Origin of the sequence: Lactimicrobium massiliense (assembly GCF_900343155.1) — a bacterium.
Taxonomy (GTDB): Bacteria; Bacillota_I; Bacilli_A; order Erysipelotrichales; family Erysipelotrichaceae; genus Bulleidia; species Bulleidia massiliensis.
Window position 1 is genome coordinate 486,789 of sequence record NZ_OUNG01000001.1, and the last position, 11,970, is coordinate 498,758.

Here is an 11,970-nt window from a genome sequence, read left to right on the forward strand (position 1 = left end):
TCCAGGACCATCTTCAATCAGTGCCTCCACAGTCCCCTTTCACCGAATGCAGGAACTTCTCTGTCATGCTTTGGCGTCTGTTTACTCTTCCCTTCCTTGCCTTTGATGGTTCCTAGTATACCTTCCCTTTTCTGTGATGCAATACTTCCACAAATACCAGAAAGCAATCATCAGTTATAGATTGAGACTATAGCACAGTCTCATGCATCTAATCAGATTGGCAGGAGAATAAAGAAAAAAGTCCCATGGCAGAACTGCCACAGGACCAGAATTATTAATGCAGCTCTCAGTCAGAAGTGACTGGATTGCCTTCTGCATTAATGAAGGACGGAATCACAGAGCCCTTATAGGTATCCTCAATGTACTGCTTGACCTTGTCAGATGTGATCGCCTTGACCAGTGCCTTTGTCTTGTCACTGTCCAGCTGATCTTCTTCCACGACGATGAAGTTTGTGCGCACAACGGTTGTCTCATCATCAAACTGTTCGACATAGATGGCAGGATGTGTAGAAGGCAGATCTGCCTCCAGCGCATAGTTGCCATTGACAACCGCAATATCAACATCATCAAGTGTACGGGAAACCTGGGCAGCTTCTACTGGTGTGATCTTGTAGTTATGTGGATTGAGTTCACTGTTGCCATTGAAGTCAGTCTCAGTCAGGTTGCCATCTGTACCCGGATCATTCAGCAGTCCCGCCTGAATCAGAACTCTGAGGCCGCGGTCTGTATTCTCGGTATCATTCGGCAGGGAAATCTCGGCACCATCCTGCAGATCATCCAGACTTGTAATCTTGGAAGAATAGATGCCCATCGGCTCAATATGCACACCAACTGCAGCCGCCAGATGCATGCCCTTGTCCTCATTCTGACCTTCCATATAGCCAAGTGTCTGGAAATAGTTGGCATCCAGAGAGCCCTCTTCCAGGGCAGTGTTCGGCGTCACATAATCTGTGAACTCCGTGACTTCCAGCGTCCAGCCATCCTCAGCCAGGACATCCTTGACAACATTGTTCAGGATCTCGGCATGCGGGGTTGCGGAAGCACCCACTCTGATCACCTTGTCACTTACCGCAGATGCACTGCTGGTAGATGCGGCTGTGGAAGCACTGCCGCATCCTGCCAAAGATGCTGCCAGCACAGCAGCTGTAATAGTTCTGATCACATTCTTTTTCATAGCGCTTTTCTTTTCCTCCTCTTTTATTTTGGTTCAGTCCTAATTCCTGTTGATAGATGTACCCAGAGGTCATGAGAATTTCCTGCTGGCATCAATGATCTTCAGGAAGAAATATTCATCATCTGGATAGCCGTATCCTTTGCGTCTCAATGTTTTTATCATCTGGTTGGTTCCTTCAACTTTGCCGGATGAGATATGGACTCTTGCATGAGAGATAATTCCTTTCATGTGTTCCTCCAGCAGCTTGGCAAACCATATGAAATGCTTGTTCTCTGTTGCTTTGCAGGTGCGTATGATCCGTTTAATATGAATCTTCATGCCTCTTTCGCTATTTGCTTTGTATGCTTTATCAAGCTGTTCCTTTACCAGATCCATGGTGAAGAACAGCTTGTTTTCATCCAATAGCTTCTTGTATTCTTCTTCAACGCCTGCTTTCTGCTTCACCTCCGGCTTCTTGAACAGATCGCTTCCACGGGCAATGGTTTTGCCCGCTTTGGCATCTTTTTCTTTCTGCTTTCTTGTTTCAGCACTTGTCATCAGAACATACTTAGAGCCTTTGAGAGCTTTGGCAGCTTCTGTATTGCCTTCTTCTATCAGGCGCTTCTGTTCCTCTTTACGGACTTCTGATACCACCTTGTCATTGAAGTTTTTGACCAGATGGAAATGGTCATAGACAATATCCAGCCATTCACAGCGATCTTTAAAGGCTTCTTCAAAGTCACTGTTCATATCACAGGCCACAGCCTTCACGTTCTTCATCCAGTCGCTGCCGACCCAGTCAATAAAGTCATTTACAGTCTGTTTCTTCCTGCCATAGGCAAGGTACAGCACATGTCCGCTGTTCAGGTCCATGATCAGCGTAGCGTATTTATGGCCTTTATGAAGAAGAAATTCATCAATGCCAAGATACTCCAGGCATTCTGCAGGCTTCTTCAGTTCCTTGCCTTCACCATTAACGGTATACAGCTCCTGAAGGCGCTTCTTATCGATCTCCTTGACTGTATTCTTGCTTAAACCGGTAATGATGGATATTTCCTTCATTGTCAGTCCAAAGCGAAGCAGATCGCGTGTATAGTTCTCAAGAGCAGCTGTAATCAGATGTCCCTGAGCCTTGAAATCTAGTGGTTCTGTATAAGTACTGACCGGACAGTTCTTATTCTGGCAGAGTGCTCTCTGCTTGGATACAACGATATGAGTATAGATACCTCCCATAGGAATGTGTTTCAAGTCAACCTCAGTTGTGCCGTTATACACCATTTCCTGACCACAGCAGCTGCAGTAAATCGGCTGTCCGTTCAGACGATTCAGCTTTCCCTTAAAGAAATATTCAGTGACACTGCGCCTGGCAGGTCTGGATGATGTGCCTACAGAGATCTCTTTAACGGCCGTTTCCGGCATACCAACCTGGGTAAAGGATGGCAGACCTGATGAGAATGTTAAAATGCCACTCTGGAGTTGCACATCAGAAATTGAATCAATCAGATCATGTGCATCGGAGCGCAGATCGTCTGATCTGGTATCAAGTAATTCTTCCTGAATAAGCGGCTGTGTGTTAACATTCATATGGATCTCCTATCTTGTATGTTTGGGTACACACAATTATACGAGATCCATTTTTATATTCGTACTATATCTCCGTCCCACATGGCGTCATATCAACAGGTTTTGGGATTGAGCCTTTATTTTTCTTGAAGCGGAAAGCAATGGTGTTAAGATTTTTTGAAAATGTCCCATCTTGTTATAAAACTTTGATGCATCACAATCATTTAGTTTTTTCTTCCGCCATCTCATTGAGAACTTTCTGAAGTTCTTTCTCGTTATTAACTGAATAGATTCTGTCGCGCTTCCGCTCCCCAACCTTCATGCATGTGTAATGCTTTCCATATCTTTCAATGTAGATCTCTTCAGTGATCGCATCTTCATATACTGTAATACTCTGCTTCTGATTGAAGCGGACTACCTCTCCATCGCTTGTTACTGCTGTATACAGACTGTTTCCCATTGAGAATACGTTGTTCCTGATCTGCCTCGGATACTCAGCTCTGAAGATTTTCGAAGAGTTGAAGTCAGCGGGTATTGGACGGAACAGATCGTTCGGATCCTTCACCGGATATGAGAATTTCATATTCAGATAGAGCCGATATTTCCTGTTGAACCAGTCATTCAGAAGGTCATAGTTATGAGGAATCTTCCACCGAATCAAATCATTCGGGAGCCTCATCTGCGCGGTGCCGTTGTAGCGTTCCACACGTCCCTTTGCCTGGGAAGAATTGGCAAAGATCATCGTTACTCCCAGCTTATCCATCATTCTGGCAAACTGTGTCGGTGTACCTGCCTTAACGCTGCGAAACACTGAGAATTTATCCGAATACAGCGCTTCCGGAATACCGTAATTCTCCAGAACAAGCTTCATCATACGGGCATATCCGCGTGCACATTCTTCAGGCATGAAGTATCCTGCAAGCACTCTGGTACTGGCATCATCCACTGCAAGATGCAGTACATAGTCTCTTCCGTCATTGAACCAGTCGTAAGGAGTTCCATCAATCTGGACCAGTTCTCCCATATGTGCTCTTGGAGGCCTCGTTGAATGTGTGACGCGGGAGCCGTCCATTCTGATCGGTTTATCTGCAGGGGACTTCCATCCTTCTCTGACAAACAGTTCACGGAACCAGGATTTGCTGCGTTCCTTCAGTCCATACTTCACCACGTCAGCTTCCATATCCTTGTTTCTGATGACGTCTTCCAGATAGATATCCCTGAATTGTGCTATGGTGATAGACGGATACGTCTTCTTAAGTCCCTCAAGGTACCTGATCTCTTGGTCGGAGGCAGTGGTTGCCGGCTTTCTTCCGGTATTGCCGTGAGTTAGGATAGCAGACGTATCCTTTTCCTTTCTTTCGGCAGACAATCGTTCAATCTGCTTCCTGCTGTAACCGCATTGATCAGCTATCCACTGGCATGTAATCTTTGGGTTTGAATCCCTCTGCTGCAGTAATTCCAGAGCCTTGACTTTGTCTTTGATCTTCTTCATCTGGATCACCTCCAGATGAATGCATTAGTTCGGAAGAAACATGAAATCAATGGGACATTTTCATTTGATCACGTGTGGGACATTTTCATTTAACTATGACAGAAGCGGAAAGCAATGGAAATAAAAGACAGCACTCCCGTCAATAAGGGCGCTGTCTGCGCGTTACCACCTTACTTCAAAATGACCTCACGGCCACTTCCTCTTCAAGTACGCTGAAACCAGAAATACTCGCAATCTGTAACGGGATTCCCCGTCCTGACCTACATATCAGCCAGGCAGCTCCAGGACCATGTTCAATCAATGCCGCCGCAGTTCCCTTTCACCAAATGCAGGAACCTCTCTGTCATGCTTTGACATCTGTCTACTCTTCCCTTCTTCGCTTTGTTAGTCATAGTTTACGAAAGAAACCGGCAGATGAAAAATACAAGAAAATAATCAGCAGATATAAAAATTTCCTATACCTTTCTGGCAGGACAATCATTGCACGCCATCTGTTTTCAGATCGGACTGCATGGATTATGATGGTAAAAAGGAAGAGGTGAAAGTATATGCATGCATATTATACCGGCATGAATGTGGTTATGACAGGATCTGTTGCCATACAGGAAAACAGTTCCATCTGGCACAATGCCGTGCTGCGTGGGGATATGGCGCCTATTGCCATTGGTGCCAACACAAATATTCAGGATCTTGTCATGGTGCATGGCTCCAAGGGCCATCCCGTCACAATTGGGAACAATGTTACAGTTGGCCATAGTGCCATCATCCATGGCTGCACCATTGATGACAATGTACTGGTTGGCATGGGTGCCATCATCATGAATGGTGCCCATATTCATGCAAATACCATTGTGGCCGCCGGCGCGCTTGTTTCCCAGGATAAAGAATATCCTGAAGGAGTTCTGATCATAGGAGTACCAGCCAGAGTGATGCGTCCTTTGACAGCAGAAGAGATCAATGGCATCCAGCAGAATGCCGACAGCTACTGTCAGCTTGCCAAAGACAGTCTTACCGTGAAATCACTTTGAAAGCTGGCAGACACTCTCTCCTTCCACAATGTGAAACGGCACCATATTGTGGCGGGAAGGGGCATCTGTCTTGATCCGCATTAACAGATCATTGACACTGCTGCGCACAATCGTCTCTGTATCCTGACATACAGTTGTCAGACGTGGAACCGTAAACTGAGAATAATCGATACCATCAAATCCAATAACAGAAATATCTTCCGGAATGCGGCGTCCTGCTTCTGAGAATGCCCGCATGGCGCCAATGGCAACGGTATCACTCATGCAGAAAACGGCAGTGACTTCAGGAAATGTATGCAGCAGATTTTTGCCGGCTTCATAGCCGCCCTCCAGAGAAAATTCACAGGGAGAATACTGCCGGCTGCGCACAAAGGAAAGATTGTGCTCCTTCAGGCATCTGCTCAGGCCATGATAACGCTTATAGGCAACCTGTCCCTGCACATCGGGATCCACACCGCCAAGCAGACCGATGTGACGGTGGCCATGGTCAATCAGATATTCTGCGGCTGCCCTTGCCCCGGCATCATCATCCGTGCAGTAAGAAGACAGGCTGTCAATATGCAGACCATTGCCATCAGCGGCCACCAGTACGCCTGGCACACCCATTTCTTCATATTCATGGCGGAAATGATCCAGATCCGCACCTAAAAACAGCAGGCCGCGCGGATGATTGTCATGACAAATACGTTTTGCGGCCAGAACCTCATCACTGTTTTCATCCATAAACACAACTTTTACTTCTTCCCCTGCCTGTTTCAGCATGCTCTGAATAGTCTCCAGCATGCCATTGAGGAAGATATTGCATGTACTCTTGATGAATACGGTAATACTGTTTGTATGCGTCTGTTTGAGCAGCTTGGCATTGGCATTGGGCTGATAGCCCTGCTCCTCGATCGCCTGTTCAATCTCTTTTCTTGCTTTATCGGAAACATCCTGATGATGATTTATCACCCGGGATACGGTCCCAATACTGTAGCCGGTAATCCTGGCAATATCCTTAATCGTTGCCATGTTTTCCTCCTGTTATTGATCTCTTGGACTGACTGTTTTTCTTGTGTCTGTGCCCATTCCGATGCCAGTATGAAGCACCTCTTTGATCCTTGTCTGCAGAACCTGTAACGTCCTTCTTCGTCAGCCATACCATTGGTTTTATCTTCATTTTAACCTCTGTATTACAAGTATAAACATGTCCGGATACCATCACAACGTTCACTTTCTATCAAAAAAGCGCATCAGGATTCTCCGATGCGCCATGCAATTGCCTCATCCGCCGGAATCGGCCGGCTGAAATAATAGCCCTGGATATAATCACAACCCTGTTTCTTCAGGATTTCATACTGTTCCTTTGTCTCGACACCTTCCGCTACCAGACTGCGGCCAAGATGATGGGCCATGGAAATCAAATCGTTCATCGCATCCTGGCGGCCTGGCTGCAGCCATGTCGTCACGACCGAACGGTCAATCTTAATCGTATTGAACGGAATCCAGTTAAGATAGCTCAAAGAAGAATAGCCAGTGCCAAAATCATCCATCATCAGGCCTACATGAATCTTGTGCAGCTGGTCAAACAGGCGCACAGACTCCTGGGCATTGTTCATAAACATGCTTTCGGTGATCTCAGTCTTCAAAAGATGCGGTGGAATCCGATACTTTTTGAGCATTTCCTGCAGCCAGTCAACATAGCAGGTGCACTTTGGCATCCGCTCTCTCACCCAGGGCTTCCTGCAGATCTTTCTGATCCCTCAGTCCCTGTCCGCTGCTGTCGGTAATGACGGTCAGACAGCTTGCTTCTGGCAGAATATGTGCAAATGCAGAAATGGCATTTTCCAGCCGACTGCTGTCACAGATTCCGGCAAACAGCGGATTGGACTGCACCTGCTGACGGGCAAGATCCTGGTCTGTCATATCCATGAAGAATACCGGCAGACTGGCAAAAAAGCCGGTTTGTTCATGGCAGGCAAGCGTAAAAGCCGGATCACCGCAGACAATCACGCCCTGCATGCCATGATCAATTTTTTCCTGCAATTCCTGCTGCACAAGCGCATCTGACGCATCCCTGAGATACACAGCTTCATAGCCAATTCCCTGCCGGTACAAAGTATCCTGTATAGCATTCAGCTCAAACTGGGCGTCCAGATCACCGGCTGCTCCAGAACAGACAACCAGCACCTTTTTGCCAGTATCATTGTGGATATCCCTGGCAATGTCCTGATTCATCAGATCAGAGGATTGATTTTCCTTCACAATAGAAAAAAGAACAGAATAGCAGAAAACAGCCAAGAACAATTAAAAATATTTCGGACAGCCTCTTCCATTTTTTCATACAACGCTATTTTCAAAGATTTAGTTGATGAGGCTGTAAACACCAAAATATCATGAGCTATATGCCTCATAGAGGTTAATTGGCATTTTAAGCTTTGGGATCTCCGCACAGGTAAATGGAATCTGTTCAAACATTGTTTCCATGTATGCTTCTGATTTCCATTTGCGCATGTCCAGCCTGTACTTTAAATATTTCTTCATGACGATCCAATTCAAATAACCCTGGAGATGTCTTGTGCTGATACCATGTTTCTGCCTGATCATGTTTTTTAGCTCAGAGTGAAGCTCGTTTACTTCAGATACTGTATTGCCCTTTGGTGTTAAATAACCGTTAGATGGAATAATGTCACTGTTGAAGTGATTATCGCCCACGAAAGTTTGAATGCTATGGCTGTCATCACTGATAATTGTTGAATGCGCTGCGAAGTGAGAGCTATATTGATTCAGAATTTCTGCACTCTCTCTGCCTAATCCTCCAATTTTAAAGAGAATATTGTCATGCTCATCAATAGCTGTTACCAGGCAGATCTTGTGATGGCTGGTGCCAGGTAAAGCACGCTTGGTTGAATGACGGCGATGCTTTCCACGCTGTTTGCTGAATCTTGGCATTTTATCCTTCCCGGTCCCTTTCAGGTTGATTTTGGTATAAGTAGGATCCAATTCAACATTTCCACTTAAGACCACATTATTCTGAATCTTTGCTGCAGCCTGATATAACTTGTGACGCATGTTGAAGCAGGTAGTAACTGATAAGCCTGTAGCTACACTCTGCTGAGTCAGAGTCATTCCGTTAAGCTCGCCAGAGATAAAAGTAGTCCAGATATCAAAGCTTGTTCTGGAATGAGTAAACATCGTACCTGTTGTTGCCATAAAAACAGATTTGCATTTTTTACATCTGTATTTCTGACGATTATGTGGGTTAAAGCCATTCTTAACAAAGTGAGTTGAACCACAATGAGGACATTTCTCAACATGCAAAGAGAGATTCTCGTAATTTGTTGTCGTACAGTTTACTTTCTCTCTGAATAGCTTTTCTAAACCAACACGAATGAATTCAATTTCGACAGGAGATAAAGAATTCAGGAAATTCTGATTAACGAGCATATCATCACCTCAACTGAAGTCATGATAAGTTATAGATATTAACTTGATGTACTTGTTCGGGTACATCAACTATTTATTTGAAAATAGCGTCATACAAAAAAACCCTCCAATCCGCAAACTTCCCCATATATCGCAGAATGCCATAATATTATCATGTATGCATATCCTGTCCACTATGCGATCTGAATCTGAAACATTTCTTCGAAAAATGAAAAAGATCCATGCTGGCACAAGGATCTTTCTCCAATCATGATTCATTTCAGGGAGGAAAAGAAATCATTTTTGCAGATGTTTTCTCATCTGACAAGCATATAGTACAAGCATGCTGTGCACAAACGATGAAACAAATGTGAAAGCTTGATGAAAAAGTGTATGATATTCCGAAAAGGAGATGTTTTATGCTCGAAAAACTTGTTTCCCTGCGTTTTCCGCTGCCGGAAGATGTTGCCAAAGCCAAGGCAGCCGGCGATTTTAACAAAGCAGAACGCCTGATTTTGCTGTATCTGCAGGATTCCTATACACCCCAATGCATGAAAGACCGTCTGGAGACAGAACGGGAAGTTCTTTCCCGCCTGCCATCAGCCTACCCATATGATGAAGAACAGGCACTGGCCCTTGTGCAGAAAGAAATTCCATCCTTTACGATGGCACAGCTGCATCACTATGAAGACAGCAAGGCAGCCGACTGGATCTATATCAATGGCAAAGTGCATCTGCAATCCCGTTTCTTTGCGTCCATGCAGAAAGTATGGCCAGAGATTGCCGAAGCAGTGGGAAGTCCTCTGCAAAAACACAATAAACTGCTGGAAGACAATGCCGATGAAATGGCAGAAAAAGGCTGGGCAGGCCGCCACATTCATCTGCGGACAGAAATCAGAATCAAGGATGAAGCCTTCCATCCCGGCAAAGTACTTGTCCACCTTCCCATTCCAGCAGAATGCATGAATATGCATAATATCCGCATTCTGGATCACAGCGAGCATGCGTTCATTGATGATCCAAAGAGTCTCAGCCGCACCATCTCCTTCCAGGAAGATCTGAAAGAGAATCATCCGTTCTTTGTGGAATATGAATACGATTCGATCGTGAATTATCATGAAGATCAGCACATCAGCACAGAGACTGCAGATTTTGATATCGAAGAAGAGCAGCCGCAGATTGTCTTTTCTCCATTGATCAAAGCGTTATGCGAAGAACTTTCCGGCAATGAAACAGATCCGTACCGCAAGGCATGGAACTTCTACCGCTATTGCACGGAGAACATTACATATGCCTACATGCGAGAATACATGACACTGGGTTTGATCAATGAATACTCTGCCACCCAGCGGATTGGTGACTGCGGTGTCAAGGCACTGCTGTTTATCACGCTTTGCCGCTGTGCTGGCATTCCTGCCCACTGGCAGTCCGGTCTCTATGTCACCCCTGACAGTGCCGGCAACCATGACTGGGCCATGTTCTACATCAAGCCATACGGGTGGCTGTTTGCGGATCCTTCCTTTGGCGGCTCTGCCTTCCGGGTAGGAAATCTGAAACGGCAGAAGTTCTACTTTGGCAATCTGGATCCTTTCCGCATGGCTGCCAACAACGCCTTCCAGAAAGAATTCACTCCAGCTAAGAAATGGTGGCGCAGCGACCCCTATGACAATCAGTCTGGTGAGATTGAATATGAAGACAGAGGCCTGCACGGCAATGAACTTGAATCCACCAAGACAGTCATTGCCATGGAAAAGCTCACCCACAAATAAAAACAGCGGAAGAAGATCCAATGTCAGTAAGTTAACGGATAGCATTGACTGTTAACCCAAGAACACTCGTTTCAAAATGCGGCGAGTGTTTTTTATTTTGCAATATCCTGACAGAAGTCTTTGCAGTGCTTGTATGGAGATTGTTAAGATTTTTTGATTTTGTCACCGTTTGTTAATTGTTACTGTTTTGTCACGAATACTACTTTCTATGATCTTCCAGAACACTGAGGATGCGCTGTACGTCCTTCTGACTGTCCGCTTCATAGATCGGATCTCTTCTACGCTCGCCCACCTTTACGCATTTGTAGTGTTTGCCATATCGATTGATGTACATTTCTTCAGTAAAGGCATCAATCTTCACAGTAATAGGTGTCTTCTGATAGATTTCGAGCATTACTCCATCAGCGTCAAAGGCTTCATATAATGAGTTTCCCATCGAAAACATATTGTTTCTCATGGTCCTTGGATATTCCGCATAGAACACGGCAGAATAATCAAAATCTGTCGGAAGCGGACGAAATGCATCGACTGGATCCAGAACCGGGAATGAGAACTTTGCGTTGAGATAACGAATGTACTTCTCATTAAACCAGCGGTTCAGCGTGTTGTAGTTATGTGGAATATGGAATCGAATGATATCATTCGGAAGGCGTCCCTGAGCAGTGCCGTTGTACCGCTCTACACGTCCTTTAGCCTGTGGTGAATTGGCAAAGATCATCTTGATATCAAGACGGGCAAGCATGTCCGCGAACTGTGACGGCTTTCCGGATTTAACACTTCTGAAGACAGAATCCTTGTCAGAATATGTTGCCATCGGAACACCGTACTTTTCAAGGATTAGACGCATCATGCGTGCATATCCTCTGGTACACTCTGTAGGCATGAACCATCCTGCGAGCACTTCGGTTCCTGCATCATCTACTGCCAGATGCAGTGCGTAAGCTCTGCCATCGTTAAACCAATCATATGGAGTGCCGTCAATCTGGATCAGCTCTCCGCGGCGGTCTCTCGGCCTACGAATTGGATGCGATACATGCGAACCATCTGTTCGAATCGGCTTGGCACTTGGTGACTTCCAACCTTCTCGTACGAAAAGATCTCTGAACCAAGATTTACTTCTATCCTTCAGTCCATATTTCGCTGCATCTCCTTTCCTCTCAGGATCTCTTCCCCAGATTACATCCTCTCGGTAGATATCTCTGAATTGTGCTATGGTAATGCTTGGATATGCTTTCTTGAATTCTTCTAAGTAACTGACTTCTTGGTCGGAGGCAGTCGTTACTGGCTTCTTGCCGGTATTACCATGAACAAGGATAGATTGCATATCCTTTTCATTCAGCTCCCCCGCAAGCCGTATAAGCTGTCTCTTACTGTAACCAGTTTTCTCAGTTATCTCTTGGTAAGTGATATGTGGATCGCTCTGCTTCTGAATCAGAAGTTTCAACGCTCCGGACTTGTCTTTATCGTTCTTCATAGAACACCTCCAATGAGGCATTCTACTCAAATACTGATATCCATCCCGTAAAAGGGTGACATTTTCAAAAAATCAGAAAGGTGACA

At 45.3% G+C, this 11,970-nt stretch carries 11 protein-coding genes and 1 other annotated feature; of the genes, 2 read left to right on the forward strand and 9 right to left on the reverse strand.

The annotated features are described in order from the left end of the window. Positions 1–286: 286 nt before the first annotated feature. The 3 genes from DHU66_RS02390 to DHU66_RS02400 all read right to left on the reverse strand — a co-directional run bounded on the left by DHU66_RS02390 (position 287) and on the right by DHU66_RS02400 (position 4,208). Positions 287–1,174 (reverse strand): MetQ/NlpA family ABC transporter substrate-binding protein, encoded by an 888-nt coding sequence (locus DHU66_RS02390; protein ID WP_108774287.1) that lies wholly within the window; start codon positions 1,172–1,174, stop codon positions 287–289. Between the two features lie 69 nt (positions 1,175–1,243). Then, positions 1,244–2,737 carry an ISL3 family transposase gene (locus DHU66_RS02395; RefSeq protein WP_245309333.1) on the reverse strand — a complete coding sequence of 498 codons (1,494 nt, stop codon included), beginning with the start codon at positions 2,735–2,737 and terminating at the stop codon, positions 1,244–1,246. A 199-nt stretch (positions 2,738–2,936) separates the two neighbouring features. Next, positions 2,937–4,208 carry a DDE-type integrase/transposase/recombinase gene (locus DHU66_RS02400; protein ID WP_108774114.1) on the reverse strand — a complete coding sequence of 424 codons (1,272 nt, stop codon included), beginning with the start codon at positions 4,206–4,208 and terminating at the stop codon, positions 2,937–2,939. A 141-nt stretch (positions 4,209–4,349) separates the two neighbouring features. After that, positions 4,350–4,594, reverse strand: a binding site (T-box leader). A 162-nt stretch (positions 4,595–4,756) separates the two neighbouring features. Here DHU66_RS02400 and DHU66_RS02405 point away from each other — a divergent pair. Continuing rightward, positions 4,757–5,236 carry a gamma carbonic anhydrase family protein gene (locus DHU66_RS02405; protein WP_108774288.1) on the forward strand — a complete coding sequence of 160 codons (480 nt, stop codon included), beginning with the start codon at positions 4,757–4,759 and terminating at the stop codon, positions 5,234–5,236. On the opposite strand, the gene DHU66_RS02410 is transcribed toward DHU66_RS02405, so the two are convergent. From DHU66_RS02410 to DHU66_RS02425, 5 genes are all read right to left on the reverse strand, one after another. Beyond that, positions 5,228–6,247 carry a LacI family DNA-binding transcriptional regulator gene (locus DHU66_RS02410; RefSeq protein WP_108774289.1) on the reverse strand — a complete coding sequence of 340 codons (1,020 nt, stop codon included), beginning with the start codon at positions 6,245–6,247 and terminating at the stop codon, positions 5,228–5,230. The two genes, DHU66_RS02405 and DHU66_RS02410, sit on opposite strands and share 9 nt — an antisense overlap. Continuing rightward, the gene (locus tag DHU66_RS12130) at positions 6,234–6,395 is read right to left on the reverse strand and encodes a hypothetical protein (RefSeq protein ID WP_167836222.1); all 162 of its coding nucleotides are present in this window, start codon (positions 6,393–6,395) and stop codon (positions 6,234–6,236) included. The genes DHU66_RS02410 and DHU66_RS12130 overlap by 14 nt, the downstream gene beginning before the upstream one ends. Positions 6,396–6,468: 73 nt before the next feature. Continuing rightward, a complete protein-coding gene (locus DHU66_RS02415; RefSeq protein ID WP_108774290.1) occupies positions 6,469–6,936 on the reverse strand; it encodes an EAL domain-containing protein in 468 nt (155 codons plus the stop codon). Next, entirely contained in the window at positions 6,911–7,480 is a 570-nt protein-coding gene (locus DHU66_RS02420; RefSeq protein ID WP_135358284.1) for a hypothetical protein, read from the reverse strand. The genes DHU66_RS02415 and DHU66_RS02420 overlap by 26 nt, the downstream gene beginning before the upstream one ends. Before the next feature lie 129 nt (positions 7,481–7,609). Further along, positions 7,610–8,662 carry an IS1595 family transposase gene (locus DHU66_RS02425; protein ID WP_108774183.1) on the reverse strand — a complete coding sequence of 351 codons (1,053 nt, stop codon included), beginning with the start codon at positions 8,660–8,662 and terminating at the stop codon, positions 7,610–7,612. 398 nt (positions 8,663–9,060) lie between these two features. Between DHU66_RS02425 and DHU66_RS02430 the strand changes: the two genes are divergently transcribed. After that, positions 9,061–10,410: a transglutaminase-like domain-containing protein gene (locus DHU66_RS02430; RefSeq protein WP_108774292.1), complete on the forward strand. Its 1,350-nt coding sequence runs from the start codon at positions 9,061–9,063 to the stop codon at positions 10,408–10,410. Between the two features lie 199 nt (positions 10,411–10,609). On the opposite strand, the gene DHU66_RS02435 is transcribed toward DHU66_RS02430, so the two are convergent. Further along, a complete protein-coding gene (locus DHU66_RS02435) occupies positions 10,610–11,884 on the reverse strand; it encodes a DDE-type integrase/transposase/recombinase (RefSeq protein WP_167836185.1) in 1,275 nt (424 codons plus the stop codon). Positions 11,885–11,970: the final 86 nt, after the last annotated feature.

Excerpts from the sequence above, each read along its gene's own strand:
- DHU66_RS02390 (WP_108774287.1), bottom strand. The coding sequence starts at position 1,174 with ATGAAAAAGAATGTGATCAGAACTATTACAGCTGCTGTGCTGGCAGCA.
- DHU66_RS02395 (WP_245309333.1), bottom strand. The coding sequence starts at position 2,737 with ATGAATGTTAACACACAGCCGCTTATTCAGGAAGAATTACTTGATACC.
- DHU66_RS02400 (WP_108774114.1), bottom strand. The coding sequence starts at position 4,208 with ATGAAGAAGATCAAAGACAAAGTCAAGGCTCTGGAATTACTGCAGCAG.
- DHU66_RS02405 (WP_108774288.1), top strand. The coding sequence starts at position 4,757 with ATGCATGCATATTATACCGGCATGAATGTGGTTATGACAGGATCTGTT.
- DHU66_RS02410 (WP_108774289.1), bottom strand. The coding sequence starts at position 6,247 with ATGGCAACGATTAAGGATATTGCCAGGATTACCGGCTACAGTATTGGG.
- DHU66_RS12130 (WP_167836222.1), bottom strand. The coding sequence starts at position 6,395 with ATGAAGATAAAACCAATGGTATGGCTGACGAAGAAGGACGTTACAGGT.
- DHU66_RS02415 (WP_108774290.1), bottom strand. The coding sequence starts at position 6,936 with ATGCCAAAGTGCACCTGCTATGTTGACTGGCTGCAGGAAATGCTCAAA.
- DHU66_RS02425 (WP_108774183.1), bottom strand. The coding sequence starts at position 8,662 with ATGCTCGTTAATCAGAATTTCCTGAATTCTTTATCTCCTGTCGAAATT.
- DHU66_RS02430 (WP_108774292.1), top strand. The coding sequence starts at position 9,061 with ATGCTCGAAAAACTTGTTTCCCTGCGTTTTCCGCTGCCGGAAGATGTT.
- DHU66_RS02435 (WP_167836185.1), bottom strand. The coding sequence starts at position 11,884 with ATGAAGAACGATAAAGACAAGTCCGGAGCGTTGAAACTTCTGATTCAG.